Origin of the sequence: Pseudomonas sp. NFX5 (genome assembly GCF_049132125.1) — a bacterium.
In the GTDB taxonomy this organism is placed as follows: Bacteria; Pseudomonadota; Gammaproteobacteria; order Pseudomonadales; family Pseudomonadaceae; genus Aquipseudomonas; species Aquipseudomonas marginalis.
Map to the genome: position 1 here is coordinate 1 of NZ_JAFMZG010000019.1, position 15,792 is coordinate 15,792.

The window sequence follows — 15,792 nt, forward strand, 5'->3', positions numbered from 1 at the left end:
GTCTCATCAGGAAAAATGCGGGCCTTTGTCGGGGCTGCTTCGCAGCCCAGCGCGGGGCAAGCCCGCTCACCACAGAAGCCCTCACCGCATTAAACCGGCTTGGCGCCCATGAGCCCGGCAATCGCCACAAACCCCACCAGGCTTACCACCGCCAGCACCAGGGTGAAATTCAGGCTGCCGCCCTCGCCTTTGCGCAGCCGATTAAGCCGTGCCACCAGCCAGAACCAGGCCAGCGCGGCCACGGTGTAGAGGATGCTGGAACCCAGGATCCAGGCCTGCCCCAGCGGCCAGCCGACCAGGTGCACCAGCCACCAGCCGGTAAACGGCATGCTGACCATGCAAACGCCCATCAGTAACCACACGAACGCCCACGGGCGCTGCACGGTCACGGCCGGGCCGGCGCTGCGCTTGCGCCAGGCCAGCAGCGCCAGGCCGAGGCCGCTGAGCAGCAGCAACACCGTGGCGGCTACGTGGATAACTTTGAGGGTGGTAAGGGTTTCCATCTGTCGTTTTCCTTAAAGGCCGCCCCAATCAGCGTAGTCGCTCAACCGAGAAACAGTTTGTAGGCCGGGTTATCGCTTTCATCCCAATACGGGTAGCCAATGGCTTCCAGGGCCGCCGGGACCAGATGGCGCTCGTTCGCCGGCACTTGCAGGCCGGCGACCACACGGCCGTCAGCGGCACCGTGGTTGCGATAGTGGAACATCGAGATGTTCCAGCGCCCGCCCAATTTATTAAGAAAGTTGAACAAGGCCCCCGGACGCTCCGGGAATTCGAAGCGAAACACCACTTCATCACTGACCTGGGCCGCATGCCCACCCACCATATGGCGGATGTGCAACTTGGCCAGTTCGTTCTCGGTCAGGTCCAGCACCGGGAAACCCTGGCTGGTGAGGCTGGCGATCAGCGCACTGCGCGGGTCGTTTTCCGGGTGGGTCTGCACGCCGACAAAGATGTGCGCTTCGCTGCCGGAGTGGTAGCGGTAGTTGAACTCGGTGATCTGGCGCTTGCCCACCGCCTCGCAGAACGCCTTGAAGCTGCCCGGTTTCTCAGGGATGGTCACGGCAATAATGGCTTCGCGACCTTCACCCAGCTCGGCGCGCTCGGCCACATGGCGCAGGCGGTCGAAGTTGACGTTGGCGCCGGAGTCGATGGCCACCAGGACCTGGCCGGTGACGCCACGGGTCTCCACGTATTTCTTGATGCCTGCTACGCCGAGCGCGCCGGCCGGCTCGGTGATGGAACGGGTGTCGTCGTAGATGTCCTTGATCGCGGCACAGATTTCATCGGTGCTGACGGTGATCACTTCATCCACATAGTGTTTGCAGATGTCGAAGGTGTGCTGGCCGATCTGCGCCACCGCCACGCCATCGGCAAAAATGCCCACGGTGGGCAGCACCACACGCTCGCCGGCAGCCATGGCAGCTTGCAGGCAGTTGGAGTCGTCCGGCTCGACGCCGATGATCCTGATCTCCGGGCGCAGGTATTTCACGTACGCCGCAATGCCCGCGATCAGCCCGCCGCCGCCCACCGGTACGAAAATCGCGTCCAGGGGCCCCGGGTGCTGGCGCAGGATCTCCATCGCCACGGTGCCCTGCCCGGCAATGGTGTGCGGATCATCGTAGGGGTGAATGTAGACGTAGCCTTTTTCGTCGACCAGCTTCAGCGAGTAGGCCAGGGCTTCCGGGAAGGAATCGCCGTGCAGCACCACTTTGCCGCCACGGGAGCGCACGCCTTCGACCTTGATCTCCGGAGTCGTCTTGGGCATCACGATCGTGGCCTTGACCCCCAGCACCTTGGCCGCCAGGGCCAGGCCCTGGGCATGGTTGCCCGCCGAGGCCGTGACCACGCCGCGCGCGCGCTCTTCAGCCGTCAATTGAGTCAGCTTGTTGTACGCGCCGCGAATCTTGAACGAGAACACCGGCTGCAAGTCTTCACGCTTGAGCCAGACCTTGTTGCCCAGCCGCTCGGAGAGCTGGCGGGCGGTCTGCAGCGGGGTTTCTACGGCAACGTCATAGACGCGCGAGGTGAGGATCTTTTTGACGTACTGTTCAAGCATCGGCGGAAATCACTGGGCGGGTTGGGCAGGGCCAAGGAGTCTAACCCAGCGTTTGGCCGGGCGACCACACGAATCCGGAGGTTTTGTTGGGTTATACTCGCGCCCCTCTTTACTCCCCGCCCGTTCCGGAGCCCGCATGACCCAGGATCAACTCAAACAGGCAGTGGCCCAGGCCGCCGTCGATTTAATCCTTCCCAAACTCGACGACAAGAGCATCGTCGGTGTCGGCACCGGCTCCACCGCCAACTGCTTTATCGATGCGCTGGCCCGGCACAAAGGCGCGTTCGACGGCGCCGTTGCCAGTTCCGAAGCCACCGCCGCGCGCCTCAAGGGCCATGGCATTCCGGTGTACGAGCTCAACACCGTGAGCGACCTGGAGTTCTACGTCGACGGCGCCGATGAAAGCGACGAACACCTGAACCTGATCAAGGGCGGCGGTGCAGCCCTGACCCGCGAGAAAATCGTCGCGGCGGTGGCCAAGACCTTTATCTGCATCGCCGACGCCAGCAAGCTGGTACCGGTGCTCGGCGCGTTCCCGCTGCCGGTGGAAGTCATCCCGATGGCCCGCAGCCACGTGGCTCGCGAGCTGGTGAAGCTGGGTGGCGATCCGGTGTACCGCGAAGGCGTGTTGACCGACAACGGCAACATCATCCTCGACGTGTTCAATATGCAGATCACCAACCCGGTGGAGCTTGAGACCCAGATCAACGCCATCGTCGGCGTGGTCACCAACGGCCTGTTCGCGGCGCGTCCGGCGGATGTGCTGCTGCTGGGCACTTCCGAAGGCGTGAAAACCCTTAAAGCCTGATGCAAAACCCAATGTGTCTCAAGGATTGGGTTTCTTGAACACGTAGAACAGGTTCGGCTCGCTGACCAGATACAACGTGCCCTCGTCATCCATGGCGATCCCTTCGGCCTGGGGCACCCGTTTTTTCAGGCCATGGCGCCCATTGAGCAGAGACAGGCTGCTCAATGGGCGACCGTCGATATCCAGCTCCAGCACCAGGAACGACTCATCCGACAGCGCCAGCAAATGACCGCTGCGCTCGTCGTATTGCAGGCTCGACAGGTCGCGCACAAACAGCCCGGCATCGCGCTTGGGGTTGTTGATCACGTGCACCGAGTAGGTTTTTTCCGGTTTGAAATGGGGAAAGCCATGGACCTCGTAGATCAGCATCGGGTCGCGTTCCTTGGCCACGAACAGGCGCTTGCCCACCGAGTCATAGGCCAACCCCTCAAACCCCTTGTTGCCCCCGACATGCAGGCCCAGGGTCATCTGTTCCGCATCGGCGGCGTCGAGGAATTGGGTATCGTCGTCCACATGCACCTTGATCAGCCGCTGCTGGCGCTCGTCGGTGATGACATAGATGTTGTCGCTGATAAATTCCACCGCCTCGGCATCACCAAACCCCACCAACGGGATGCGTCGCAGGATCTTGCCCTCAAGGGACAGCTCGATCAGCTCGGCATTTTTATTGGTGACGGTAAACAGGCTCTTGCGTACCGGGTCGTAGGTGAGGGCCGAGACATCGTCGTCGAGCCCTTCGATAACCTGGGCCTCAAGGGTCACTCGGTAATCCGCCAGGCCGATGGAGCGCTCGTCCGCCGGCTGACGCCAGGCCTGCCAGTTGAACCAGGCGCGCTCGAACAGGCGAAAATGCTGCGCAACCGCCCCGGCGCTGACCAGGGCGATCAACACCAGCATAAAAAGAATGGGTTTGGGGCGGGCAAATCGACGCATCGGGCGGTGCTCAAAGTCAAAAGTGGCGAATGAATATCACGCCTGTCTGAATTTAAACTTAAACGCACCCTGGTGTCTGGCGAATGCCGCTAATAGAGAAATATCCGACGTGATTCGTCTGTTATTTCTGCTTTTCGAAACGATAGAACAGGTTTGGCTCACTGACCATATAGAGCGTGCCGTCCTCATCCATGGTGACCCCCTCCGCACGGGGGATGGTGTTCTTGAGGCCGTTGAAGCCACCGAGCAGGGTCATGAAGCTGACTTGTTCACCCTTCTCGTCCAACTCCAGCAACAAGTGGGAGTCGGCCGATAACACCAGCAGATGGCCGGTGCGCGGGTCGATGGCCAGGGCCGAAAGGTTGCGCATGTCCAGCTCTTTGCTGGCCAGTTTCTGTTTATCGCCGACCAGGGTCTGGCTGCCGTCGCTTTTCCAGGTGAACAACGCCGGCGGCCGCTCTTCACCCAGCACAAATTGCTGATTGCGCTTGTCCCAGGTAAGCCCCTCGAACGCTTTGTTCTGATCCTTGGACGGGCCCAGGTCATAGCTCGGGAAGTCGGCCTTGTTCAATTGCTGGGTGGCAGCGTCGATCTTGACGATGGTCAGGTTGTGCTGGCGTTCGTCGACCACGGCCATCAGGCCATTTTCCATCACGGTCAAGCCTTCCGGGTTGTCCCAGCCATTGAGCGGCATCTTGCGCAATACGTCGCCTTGCAGGCTCAGCTCGACCAGGAACGGGTTTTTACCCATGACGGAAAACAGGGTTTTGGTCTGCGGGTTATAGGAGACGTCCGAGGCTTCGTCTTTCTCCATGCCCGGCAAAACCTTGGCGTCGATGACAACGTGATAGTCAGGCAACCACACACTTTCGCTGCGCTCGGCGGGCGTTTCAAAGCCCTCCAACAGCCACAGCACGCCGCGATCGTCCCAATGCATGGCCCAGGAAATGCCGTACACGATGGCACCCGCCAGAAATAGCCAGGAATACCAGCGCAAGGCAAAGCGAGAGCGCGGCTTGGGTGTGGCGGAAGGCAGGGACACGGCCATGGGGTGCTTTTCCGGAAAGTCAGCGGTAGGTGATAGCACAGGATCAATGGACCCGCGCGCAGGAGGCTGAGGATTATCCGGATGGGGTGTGAAAAAAATGCAAAAGCCGATGCACGAGATGGATTCGGACCCAATGTGGAAGGGGCAAGCCCCCTCCCACATCAGGTGCTTATCGAACGCTGCTTTCGAAGCGGTTTACGCCGGTCAATTCCAACACCAGGTCATCACCCACATTCAACGGGCCCACGCCGGCCGGGGTGCCGGTGAGGATCACGTCGCCGGCCTGCAGCGAGAAGCAGCCGGCCATGTACTGGATCATCGGCACGATCGGGTTGAGCATGCTCGCGCTGTTGCCGTCCTGGCGCACTTCGCCATTGATGGTCAGGCGAATGCCAATATCGGTCACGTCCGCGAAGGTGCTGCCGACCACGAACGGTGCAATCACCGCCGCGCCGTCGAAGGACTTGGCGATTTCCCACGGCAGGCCCTTGGCTTTCAGCTCGGATTGTTTGTCGCGCAGGGTCAGATCCAGGGCCGGGGCGAAGCCGGAGATGGCGTCCAGCACTTCTTCACGGCTGGGCTTGTTCGACAGCGGCTTGCCGATCAGCACCGCGATTTCCGCCTCGTAGTGCACCGAACCGCGCTCGGTCGGAATGCTGAAACCGCCTTCCAGCGGGACGACGCAACTGCCCGGCTTGATGAACAGCAACGGCTCGGTCGGCACCGGGTTATCCAGTTCCTTGGCATGTTCGGCGTAGTTACGCCCAATACACACCACTTTACCGACAGGAAAGTGGATATTGGTGCCGTCGACATACTTGTGCTGGTAGCTCATGAAACGACTCCTTCGGGGGGCGGTTAAACAGCGAAGATCTTGCCAGGGTTCATGATCCCGTTCGGGTCGAACACTGCCTTCACTGCTTTCATGTATTCGATCTCAACCGGCGAGCGGCTGTAGGTCAGGTAATCACGCTTGGTCATGCCCACGCCGTGTTCGGCGGAAATCGAACCGTTGTACTTCTGAACGGTTTCGAACACCCACTTGTTCACGGTGGCGCACTTGGCGAAGAACTCATCCTTGCTCAGGTTTTCCGGCTTGAGGATGTTCAGGTGCAGGTTGCCGTCGCCGATATGGCCGAACCAGACGATTTCGAAGTCCGGGTAGTGTTCGCCGACGATCGCATCAATTTCCTTCAAGAACCCTGGTACTTTGGAGACGGTGACCGAAATATCGTTCTTGTAAGGCGTCCAGTGGGAAATGGTCTCGGAGATGTACTCGCGCAGTTTCCACAGGTTGTGCAACTGGGTTTCGCTCTGGCTCATCACGCCGTCCAGCACCCAGCCCTGCTCGACGCAGTGCTCGAAGGTTTCCAGGGCGTGGTTGGCGACTTCTTCGGTGGTGGCTTCGAATTCCAGCAGCGCGTAGAACGGGCACTCGGTCTCGAACGGCGCCGGCACATCGCCACGGCCGAGGACTTTGGCCAAGGCCTTGTCGGAAAAGAATTCGAAGGCGGTCAGGTCCAGCTTGCCCTGGAAGGCGTGCAGCACCGGCATGATCGAGTCGAAATCGGTGGTGCCGAGCACCATCGCGGTGAGGTTTTTCGGCGCACGGTCCAGGCGCATGGTGGCTTCGACCACAAAGCCCAGGGTGCCTTCGGCGCCGATAAACAGTTGGCGCATGTCATAGCCGGTGGCGTTCTTGATCAGGTCGCGGTTCAGCTCCAGCACATCGCCCTTGCCGGTGACGACTTTCATGCCGGCCACCCAGTTGCGAGTCATACCGTAGCGAATGACCTTGATCCCGCCGGCATTGGTGCCGATATTGCCGCCAATCTGGCTGGAACCGGACGACGCGAAGTCCACCGGGTAGTACAGGCCATTTTCTTCGGCGACGTTCTGCAATTGCTTGGTGACCACGCCCGGCTGGCACACGGCGGTGCGGTCGGTGAGGTTCACGTCGAGGATCTGGTTCATATAGTCGAACGAGACGACCACTTCGCCATTGGCCGCCACGGCAGCAGCCGACAGGCCGGTACGACCACCGGATGGCACCAGCGCCACCTTGTGCGCATTGGCCCAACGGACAATGGCCTGCACCTGCTCGGTGGTCTTGGGGAACACGATGGCGGTCGGCGCGGGCGCGAAGTGCTTGGTCCAATCCTTGCCGTAAGCCTCCAGGGAGTCGGCGTCGGTCAGCACTTTGCCGGGCTCAACCAGGGTCTTTAGCTCATCAATCAGGGCAGGATGGGTCATCGACAGAACTCTCGAACAATTCATGGTCATCCTGAGAACGCTTCACGTCGCAGGAATAGGTGTTTAGCGGGGCGCGTATGCTAGCATACCGCCCCCGCAGGACAGAGCCCAAGGGCGTTTCTGCGGTGACGGCTTTCCTGCCGTCCGGGTCAGCTTAAGCGATCCGATTCCCTGCCATTTTTCTCCGGGATACAGGTTTACGCAGATGAGCAAGACTTCTCTCGATAAGAGCAAGATCAAGTTCCTTCTTCTGGAAGGCGTCCACCCATCGGCCGTCGACGTACTGAAGGCCGCCGGGTACTCCAGCATTGAGTACATCACCAGTTCTCTGCCGGAAGCCCAGCTCAAGGAAAAGATCGCCGACGCGCACTTTATCGGCATTCGCTCCCGTACTCAGCTGACCGAAGAGATCTTCGATCACGCCAAGAAACTCGTGGCGGTCGGCTGTTTCTGCATCGGCACCAACCAGGTCGACCTCGACGCAGCGCGCGAGCGCGGCATTGCAGTGTTCAACGCCCCGTACTCCAACACCCGTTCCGTGGCGGAGCTGGTGCTGGCCGAGGCCATCCTGCTGCTGCGCGGTATCCCTGAGAAGAACGCTTCCTGCCACCGTGGCGGCTGGATCAAGAGCGCGGCCAACTCCTTCGAAATCCGGGGCAAGAAGCTGGGTATCGTCGGTTACGGCTCGATCGGCACGCAACTGTCGGTACTGGCCGAAGGCCTCGGCATGCAGGTGTTCTTCTACGACACCCTGACCAAGCTGCCATTGGGCAACGCCACCCAGGTGTCGAGCCTGACCGAGCTGCTGGGCATGTCCGACATCGTCACCCTGCACGTTCCGGAAACCGCAGAGACCCAGTGGATGATCGGCGAGAAGGAAATCCGCGCCATCAAGAAAGGCGGCATCCTGATCAACGCTGCACGGGGCACCGTGGTCGAGCTGGACGCCCTGGCCGACGCGATCAAGGACAAGCACCTGATCGGCGCCGCAATCGACGTGTTCCCGGTGGAGCCCCGCTCCAACGACGACATCTTCGAAAGCCCGCTGCGTGGCCTGGACAACGTGATCCTGACCCCGCACATCGGTGGTTCCACTGCCGAAGCCCAAGCCAACATTGGCCTGGAAGTGTCGGAGAAGCTGGTCAAGTACAGCGACAACGGTACCTCGGTCTCGTCCGTCAACTTCCCGGAAGTGGCCCTGCCGGCTCACCCTGGCAAGCACCGCCTGCTGCACATCCACCAGAACATCCCTGGGGTGATGATGGAGATCAACAAGGTCTTCGCGGAAAACGGCATCAACATCTCCGGTCAGTTCCTGCAGACCAACGAGAAGGTCGGCTACGTGGTGATCGACGTCGACGCCGAGTACTCGGACCTGGCGCAAGAGAAGCTGCAACACATCAACGGCACTATCCGTAGCCGCGTGTTGTTCTAACGCTGCAAACGCTGCATAAAAAATGGGAGACCCGCAGGGGCCTCCCATTTTTTTGTCTGAACAAATCTTACTTGACGTTAACCGTGATCACTTTCGAGGCTACAGTGGGCTCGAATTGGCGATGCACGTTGTCGCCTGCGACCAGTTGCAGGGTGTGCTTGCCTGGAGCCAGGGTCAGTTCGGTTTCAGTCTGCGCCTTACCGAAGTGAATCGACGTGGCGGTGGCTGGGATGGCCTCATCAGCCTTCAGCGACTGTACATCCTGGTCTACCAGCAGATGATGGTGGCCGGCGTTTGGTACTTGCTTGTCGATCGGCTCAAGGTCCAGGCCCTTGACGCCGAATTTGACGGTGAAGGTTTTGTCGACGGTCGCGCCATCCTTGGGCGAGACGATAAACACCTCAGCTCCCTTGGGCGCGGGGGTACGCGGAACATCGGCGGCATTCGCCAACATCGAGGCACCCAGCAACAGGCTGGCAATGGTTGCACGGGACAATAGGGCTTTCATTCGCTTCTCCAGTTTTTCCATGAAATCTGTAGGGTTCTGACAACTTCGCGACAAATTGCTGTCCAAGGCACTCACCACCATAGCAAAGCGATGCTGAACGGCGCCTCGCACATTCGAATTCTTTAGGAGTGACCATGCGCTTTTCGCCTGGCCTGTTACTGTTGCTGCCCCTTCTGAGCCCTCTGGCTCATGCCGAACTGATCGACGATGTAAACGATCGCGGCGAACTCCGCATCGCCCTTGAAGCCAACACACCACCGTACAATTTCAAGGAAGGCGACAAACTCACCGGCTTTGAAGTCGAGCTGGGTGAATTGCTGGCAAAGGAAATGGACGTGCGCCCCTCGTTTATCACCACCGATGACGCCGACATGCTGCCGGGGGTCTCAACCGGCAAATACGATGTGGCCATCAACCATGTCGCTATGACTGCCGAGCTTAAGGATCAGTTCGATTTCAGCGAGGCTTATCACGACAAGCCTGAGCTGGCGATCCCGTTCCAGAAGGGCAACCCGGCCTTCAAGACCAGCCTGGACGGTGCGCTGAAGCGGGTGAAGGACGATGGCCGTTTAAAGGCGCTGTCCCAGAAGTGGTTCGAGGACCAGGCCCCTACAGGCGCGCCAACGCCAGTGCCGCCGCAGGCAACTCCAGCTCACTGAACACCTGCACGCCATGGCGCTTGAGCAGCGCCGCCGTTACGCCTTCGCCACTGACCTTGACACCGGTGAAAGTGCCGTCATAGGTCAGCAGGTTGCCGCAGGACGGACTATTGGCCTTGAGAATGGCGATGCGGATGTGATGGCGCTGCACCAACGCCAAGGCTTGCCGGGCGCCGTCGAGGAAGGCGGCGCTGAAGTCTTCGCCCTCGGCCGTCAGCACCTGGGCGCGGCCTTCCCAGACATCGATGCCCTGCCCACCTGGAATCTCGGCGGAGGGCCTGGGCGTCGGCAGACCGCCCGACACTTCCGGGCAGATCGCAACCACGCGCCCTTCAGCCTGCCACGCCGCCAGTTGATCGAACGGCCCGCTGGCCCCACCGTCGTAGCGCACCTTGTGGCCAAGCAGGCAGCGGCTGATCAGAATCTTTTGCATGGTTAGAACGGCTCGTTACCGCGCCGACGGAACCACCCGGTGAGGGACAGGCGCTCGCGCGTAGCCGGCAAGACTTCGTGGGGCACCTCGCCCGACAGGAACACCACCAGGCATCCACCGCTGGGCACCACGTCGTATTCGACGCCGTCCTTGAGGTACATGCGCAGCTGGCCACCGTGCTCGGGCAACCAGGCGTCGTTCAAGTAGATCACCGCCGAAACCATGCGCCGATCATCGTCGCGGAACCGGTCCAGGTGCCTGAGGTAAAACGCGCCGGGGGGATACATGGCGAAGTGGCTTTCGAAATCCTCAAGGCCGAGGAACAAACCACGGTTCATCGCCAGGCGCAGCGTGTCCATCAACGCCATATAGCTGTCGCAGACCGCCGCGTCGCCCTCCTCCAGCCACTGGATATGGTCACCACGAATGCCCTCGCGAATCTCCTGGGCCGGCCCACGTCCCACGGCCGCCGGGGCCAGTTCACCCTCGGCCGCACGTTTACGGCACTCAGCCGCCAGTTCCAGGGTCAGAGCCTGGGGCAGGAAGCCGTTCTGCTGCGACCAGCCTTTTTCGGCCAGGTCATCGACGATGCGTTGCAGCAGGGGGTGATCGAGGGGTATTTGCATGGCGCGCATAGTATCCATACGCCTGTGAATCCGACAGAGCCGCCGAGCGTCTGAATACACTTTAGTCAGCTGACTGATAGGACTTCTCGACAAATCCTACGCCCGACACGGACAATAGTGGCCGACTGACAGGAGTCCATATGCGTCGTTTGTTTTTTTCCTTGCTGATGTTCTGCGTTTTGCCCGCCTGGGCAGACGGCCATGACCAGTTGTACAAGGTCGCCGGCTGGGCCGAACAACGTGCGCATTTCAATGACGCCCTCAGTGCTGCCCAGCAACGCTACCGTAACAGCCTGCCGCCGGCGGTGTACCAGGCGCTGGTGGACAACAGCAACAAGCGCTTTGCCGCCCAGGCCATGGACCAGCGCGCCGAAGCCCAGCTACGCAAGCACCTGGCAGACCCTGCGCCGGCCCTGGCGTTTTTCCAATCGCCCCTGGGCCGCAAGGTCGTTGCGGCCGAGTTACTGGCCACGCGCCGTGACCAGTTGGCAAAAAACGCCCAAGGCCTGCCGCACATCGAGGCTGACGCCACCCGCAGCCTGATCATCGGCCACCTGGCCCAGGCCCTGCCCGCCCGCGAAGCCGGGGCGGAGGTGAGCCTGGCGATCGCCGGCGTGGCCGCCGACAGCTTGAGCCAGATGATCCCCGGCCTGCTGGGTGGCGGCCAGGCCCAAGGCATGCTGAATGGCCAGCGCGAGCGACTGATGCAACAGATTGGCAATGACCTGAACAACACTCTGCTGTACGTCTATCGGGATTTGTCCGACCCGGAGCTGGAGGAGTTCGCGACGTTTGCGGAGTCACCGGAAGGTAAGGCGTATTACCAGGCGGCGCTGGCGGCGATTCGCGCAGGTCTGGCAGTCGGCCAGAGCACTTCAAGCCTGACACAGTAATAAAATGTGGGAGGGGGCTTGCCCCCGATGGCAGTGGGTCAGCTACAGATAAGCTGACTGATGCACCGCTATCGGGGGCAAGCCCCCTCCCACATTTGGATTGTGTTATTTCAAATGGTCTGTCAAATACCGGAAGTACTCTTCACGAATCTCAGGAATCTCATTCGCCAAGTGATGCCGGCCGCGCGACAGCATCAACACCTCGGGCTGGTCGAACTTGCCCCGCAGCACCTGCAAGTTGTGCTGCCAATCCACCGTCATGTCTTCCTCACCCTGCACAATCACCGGCCGCCGAGGGCTGCGTGGCGCGGCTTCGATGCGTTTGATCCAGCGCGCCAGGGCGCCTACCCAGGCGGTGGGCAGTTGCCGGGGTTGCAGCGGGTCGGCTTCCAGGAACGGCTTGAACGCCGGGTCGTGAGTGTTCTCGCTGAAGCGCCGGGCGATGCCTTTGACGAACGGGCGCAGCAGGTAATAGCTGACCTGCGACCATCCCCACGCACGCGGCCGCACCAGCGGTGAGAGCAGGAAGGTCTTGCCTTGCGCCGGACTGGTAGCGCCATGGTTGAGCAAGTGGTCCACCACCACCGCGCCGCCGGTGCTTTGCCCGAACAAGTGCCAGGGCTGCGGCAATTGCAGCGCTTGGGCCTGGGCGAACAGTGCCTGCACCACATCCTGGTACACGGCAAAATCATCGATGCTGGCGCGCACGCCGCTGGACAAGCCATGGCCCGGCAAATCGCAGGCGATTACCACAAAGCCCTGGTCCAAGGCCCAGTCCACCACGTGGCGATACAGGCCCATATGGTCGTAGAAGCCGTGGAACATAAACATCGTCGCCACCGGCACGGGCGGCCACCACACCTGGGCGACCACCTCGAACCCAGCCACCTCGAAACGCCCCAGCCGACTCACCGCCGGCACTTTGCGTGCACTCAGGTCCAGCCCATAGAAACGCTGGTAGACCCGCGCTTCGGCTGAAAGCGGTTGCGCATCCACCAGGGGCCGCAGGCTTTCGCGAAGGTGATCAGGGTCAAAGGTCACAGGCATAAAGGGTTCCAGACTTGCGGCGAAGATGAATATCGAGCTGCGATATTCATCTGTCAGGACAAGCATGGCAAGCTACGCGACCTGCGAGGATAGATCCGAATGCGACAGCCTTACCGTAACGCCCTGTTCGCCAGCCTGATCCTGATCATCTGCGCCGGTGTGCTGTGGGCGGCGTATGACTGGTTCCAGGGCCGCTACCTGCGTGCCTTCAGCGAACACACCGCGGTATTCTCCGGCGACCCTCTGCGCCTGCCCGCCGAACTCAGCGGCCCCGGGCCGATCCGCCTGGTGCATTTCTGGGATCCGGCGTGCCCGTGCAACGTCGGCAACCAGCAGCACCTGGGCGAGTTGATCGAGCAATACGCGCCCCAGGGCGTCGAGTTCTATGCCCTGCAAAAAGCCGGCAGCCACGGCCAGTTGCCCGATAACCTGCGCAAGATGAAAACCCTCACCGCCCTGCCCGGCGCCGACCAGGTGCCGGCCAGCCCGGCCGTGGGCATCTGGGACCGCACCGGCAAGCTCGCGTATTTCGGGCCCTACAGCGAAGGGCTGACGTGCAACGCCAGTAACAGTTTTATCGAGCCGATCCTGAAAGCCCTTGAAGCCGGCCGAGATGTGAACGCCACGCACACCCTGGCGGTGGGCTGCTATTGTTCGTGGTCGAAAGATGAGTAGCCCGCCACCCCACTCTTGGTAAGGAATGTTCATGAAGCGCGTCCTGCAGGTTCTTGCGGTTCTGCTGGTACTGATCGGCCTCGGTGCGGGCTGGTACGTCTACAGCAAGCAACCCACCCGCCAGGGCACGGTTGAACTGGCCAACCTGCAAGGCTCGGTCACCGTGCGCTACGACGACCGTGGCGTGCCGCATATTCGCGCCGAGAACGAGACCGACCTGTATCGCGCCCTGGGCTACGTGCATGCCCAGGACCGCCTGTTCCAGATGGAGATCATGCGCCGCCTGGCCCGTGGCGAACTGGCCGAGGTGCTCGGGCCGAAGCTGCTGGAGACCGACAAGCTGTTCCGCAGCCTGCGCATTCGCGACCGCGCCGCCACCTACGTGGCCCAGCAGGACCATGAGTCGGCGCACTGGAAGGCCCTGCAGGCCTATCTGGACGGGATCAACCAGTATCAGGGCAGCCACGCCCGCCCGATGGAGTTCGACGTGCTGGGCATCCCCAGGCGCGCGTTTACCGCCGAGGACACCATCAGCGTCGCCGGGTACATGGCCTACAGTTTTGCCGCTGCATTTCGTACCGAGCCCTTGCTGACTTACGTCCGCGACCAACTGGGCAGCGACTACCTGAACGTCTTCGACCTCGACTGGCAACCCAAGGGCGCCCTCAACCTCGCCGACAGTGACTGGAAAACCCTCGGCGCCCTCGCCGCGCTGAGTGAGCAGGCCCTGGCCGACAACGGTTTGCCGCAGTTCGAGGGCAGCAACGCCTGGGCCATCAGTGGCAGTCGCACCAAGAGCGGCAAACCGCTGCTGGCGGGTGACCCGCATATTCGCTTCTCGGTGCCGTCGGTGTGGTACGAGGCGCAGCTGTCGGCGCCGGGCTTCGAGCTGTATGGCTATCACAACGCGCTGGTACCCGTAGCGTTCCTGGGGCACAACCTGGATTTCGGCTGGAGCCTGACCATGTTCCAGAACGACGACCTCGACCTGATCGCCGAAAAGGTCAACCCGGACAACCCCAACCAGGTCTGGTACCACGGCCAGTGGGTCGACATGACCCGCAGCGAGCAACAGATCGCCGTCAAAGGCCAGGCACCGGTCAGCCTCACCCTGCGCCAGTCACCCCACGGCCCGATCGTCAATGACGTGCTTGGCGAGAACGGCGGCAAGACGCCGATTGCCATGTGGTGGGCGTTCCTCGACACCCAGAACCCGATCCTCGAAGGTTTCTACCAGCTCAACCGCGCCGACACGTTGGCCAAGGCCCGTACGGCGGCGGCAAAGGTGTCCGCACCGGGGCTGAATATCGTGTGGGCCAATGCCAGGGGCGATATCGGCTGGTGGGCGGCGGCACAGTTGCCGATTCGCCCGGCAGGTACCCACCCAGGGTTTATCCTCGACGGCAGCACCGCCGAGGCCGACAAGCTGGGCTTCTACCCCTTCAGCGCCAACCCCCAGGAAGAAAACCCGGCGCGGGGCTATGTGGTGTCGGCCAATGCCCAGCCGGTGTCGCCCACCGGCATGGAAATCCCCGGCTATTACAACCTCGCCGACCGGGGCCAGCAGTTGAACGCGCAGTTGAGCGACAAGAGCGTGAAGTGGGATGTGACCAACAGCCAGGCCCTGCAACTGGGCACCACCACCGCCTTCGGCCCGCGCCTGCTGGCGCCGCTGTTGCCGGTGCTGCGCGAGGTGGTCACGGACCCGGCGCAGTTGAAGCTGGTGGAACAGCTGGCCGGCTGGAAGGGTGACTACCCGCTGGATTCCACCAGCGCCACGCTATTCAACCAGTTCCTGTTCAACCTCGCCGACGCGGCCTTCCACCCGAAGCTGGGTGACGGGATGTTCAAGACCCTGCTCACCACCCGCGTGATCGACGCCGCCCTGCCCCGCCTGGCTGCCGACCCGGCCTCGCCCTGGTGGGACGGCAAGCGCGCCGACACCGTCAAACGGGCCTGGGACAATAGCCTCGCGCACCTCAAGGCCACCTTCGGCGATGACCCGACACAATGGCATTGGGGCAAGGCCCATACCCTGACCCACGGCCATCCGCTGGGCTCGCAGAAACCCTTGGACCTGATCGTCAACGTCGGTCCGTTCCCGGCCCCCGGCACCCACGAAGTGCCGAACAACCAGTCGGCCGTCATCGGCCCCGCGCCCTGGCCGGTGACCTACGGCCCGTCCACCCGGCGCCTGATCGACTTTGCCGACGTGGCCCACGCCCTCACCATCAATCCGGTGGGGCAAAGCGGCGTGCCGTTCGACAAGCACTATGGCGACCAGGCCGAGACCTATATCGAAGGGGGTTACGAGCAGGCGCATTTCAGTGATGAGGAAGTCACGGCCAATACCCGCGGCACGCTGAAACTGCTGCCGGCGCGATAGCCCCTTGGAAATCGGTCAACCTGTGGAAG

At 61.8% G+C, this 15,792-nt stretch carries 16 protein-coding genes; 6 read left to right on the forward strand and 10 right to left on the reverse strand.

Features of this window, described 5'->3' with window-relative positions:
* Window positions 1–89 precede the first annotated feature (89 nt).
* Window positions 90–503: a DUF2269 family protein gene (locus tag J1N02_RS11745; RefSeq protein ID WP_108573408.1), complete on the reverse strand. Its 414-nt coding sequence runs from the start codon at window positions 501–503 to the stop codon at window positions 90–92.
* 41 nt (window positions 504–544) lie between these two features.
* Window positions 545–2,059 carry a threonine ammonia-lyase, biosynthetic gene (gene ilvA, locus J1N02_RS11750; protein ID WP_421147369.1) on the reverse strand — a complete coding sequence of 505 codons (1,515 nt, stop codon included), beginning with the start codon at window positions 2,057–2,059 and terminating at the stop codon, window positions 545–547.
* A gap of 136 nt (window positions 2,060–2,195) precedes the next feature.
* Here ilvA and rpiA point away from each other — a divergent pair, with 136 nt between their 5' ends.
* Entirely contained in the window at window positions 2,196–2,867 is a 672-nt protein-coding gene (gene rpiA, locus J1N02_RS11755; RefSeq protein WP_027608421.1) for a ribose-5-phosphate isomerase RpiA, read from the forward strand.
* A gap of 18 nt (window positions 2,868–2,885) precedes the next feature.
* On the opposite strand, the gene J1N02_RS11760 is transcribed toward rpiA, so the two are convergent.
* From J1N02_RS11760 to J1N02_RS11775, 4 genes are all read right to left on the reverse strand, one after another.
* Window positions 2,886–3,800: an SdiA-regulated domain-containing protein gene (locus J1N02_RS11760; RefSeq protein WP_027608420.1), complete on the reverse strand. Its 915-nt coding sequence runs from the start codon at window positions 3,798–3,800 to the stop codon at window positions 2,886–2,888.
* Between the two features lie 121 nt (window positions 3,801–3,921).
* On the reverse strand, window positions 3,922–4,848 hold the full coding sequence (locus J1N02_RS11765; protein ID WP_027608419.1) for an SdiA-regulated domain-containing protein: 927 nt from the start codon (window positions 4,846–4,848) through the stop codon (window positions 3,922–3,924).
* A 169-nt stretch (window positions 4,849–5,017) separates the two neighbouring features.
* Window positions 5,018–5,683, reverse strand: coding sequence for a fumarylacetoacetate hydrolase family protein (locus J1N02_RS11770; protein ID WP_027608418.1), 666 nt, complete (start codon window positions 5,681–5,683; stop codon window positions 5,018–5,020).
* A gap of 23 nt (window positions 5,684–5,706) precedes the next feature.
* Window positions 5,707–7,101 carry an FAD-binding oxidoreductase gene (locus tag J1N02_RS11775; protein ID WP_092355745.1) on the reverse strand — a complete coding sequence of 465 codons (1,395 nt, stop codon included), beginning with the start codon at window positions 7,099–7,101 and terminating at the stop codon, window positions 5,707–5,709.
* A 205-nt stretch (window positions 7,102–7,306) separates the two neighbouring features.
* Here J1N02_RS11775 and serA point away from each other — a divergent pair, with 205 nt between their 5' ends.
* Window positions 7,307–8,536: a phosphoglycerate dehydrogenase gene (serA, locus tag J1N02_RS11780; protein ID WP_027608416.1), complete on the forward strand. Its 1,230-nt coding sequence runs from the start codon at window positions 7,307–7,309 to the stop codon at window positions 8,534–8,536.
* A gap of 67 nt (window positions 8,537–8,603) precedes the next feature.
* On the opposite strand, the gene J1N02_RS11785 is transcribed toward serA, so the two are convergent.
* Entirely contained in the window at window positions 8,604–9,044 is a 441-nt protein-coding gene (locus J1N02_RS11785) for a DUF4399 domain-containing protein (protein WP_027608415.1), read from the reverse strand.
* Window positions 9,045–9,178: 134 nt separating this feature from the next.
* On the opposite strand from J1N02_RS11785, the gene J1N02_RS11790 reads away from it, so the two are divergent.
* On the forward strand, window positions 9,179–9,703 hold the full coding sequence (locus tag J1N02_RS11790; RefSeq protein ID WP_051429424.1) for a transporter substrate-binding domain-containing protein: 525 nt from the start codon (window positions 9,179–9,181) through the stop codon (window positions 9,701–9,703).
* Here the strand turns inward: J1N02_RS11790 and J1N02_RS11795 are convergent.
* Together J1N02_RS11795 and J1N02_RS11800 are read right to left on the reverse strand one after the other, a co-directional pair.
* Complete coding sequence (locus J1N02_RS11795; RefSeq protein WP_027608414.1) at window positions 9,654–10,136, reverse strand: DUF523 domain-containing protein; 483 nt, start codon at window positions 10,134–10,136, stop codon at window positions 9,654–9,656. The two genes, J1N02_RS11790 and J1N02_RS11795, sit on opposite strands and share 50 nt — an antisense overlap.
* 2 nt (window positions 10,137–10,138) lie before the next feature.
* Window positions 10,139–10,771, reverse strand: a complete 633-nt coding sequence (locus J1N02_RS11800) for a 2OG-Fe(II) oxygenase (protein WP_027608413.1) — start codon at window positions 10,769–10,771, stop codon at window positions 10,139–10,141.
* 131 nt (window positions 10,772–10,902) lie between these two features.
* Between J1N02_RS11800 and J1N02_RS11805 the strand changes: the two genes are divergently transcribed.
* Complete coding sequence (locus tag J1N02_RS11805; protein WP_027608412.1) at window positions 10,903–11,655, forward strand: DUF2059 domain-containing protein; 753 nt, start codon at window positions 10,903–10,905, stop codon at window positions 11,653–11,655.
* Window positions 11,656–11,760: 105 nt separating this feature from the next.
* Here the strand turns inward: J1N02_RS11805 and J1N02_RS11810 are convergent, their stop codons facing one another.
* Window positions 11,761–12,702 carry an alpha/beta hydrolase gene (locus J1N02_RS11810; protein WP_421147370.1) on the reverse strand — a complete coding sequence of 314 codons (942 nt, stop codon included), beginning with the start codon at window positions 12,700–12,702 and terminating at the stop codon, window positions 11,761–11,763.
* 99 nt (window positions 12,703–12,801) lie between these two features.
* Here J1N02_RS11810 and J1N02_RS11815 point away from each other — a divergent pair, with 99 nt between their 5' ends.
* Both J1N02_RS11815 and J1N02_RS11820 read left to right on the forward strand, forming a co-directional pair.
* Window positions 12,802–13,377, forward strand: coding sequence for a DUF6436 domain-containing protein (locus tag J1N02_RS11815; protein ID WP_092355751.1), 576 nt, complete (start codon window positions 12,802–12,804; stop codon window positions 13,375–13,377).
* A 31-nt stretch (window positions 13,378–13,408) separates the two neighbouring features.
* A complete protein-coding gene (locus tag J1N02_RS11820) occupies window positions 13,409–15,763 on the forward strand; it encodes a penicillin acylase family protein (RefSeq protein ID WP_421147371.1) in 2,355 nt (784 codons plus the stop codon).
* Window positions 15,764–15,792 lie beyond the last annotated feature (29 nt).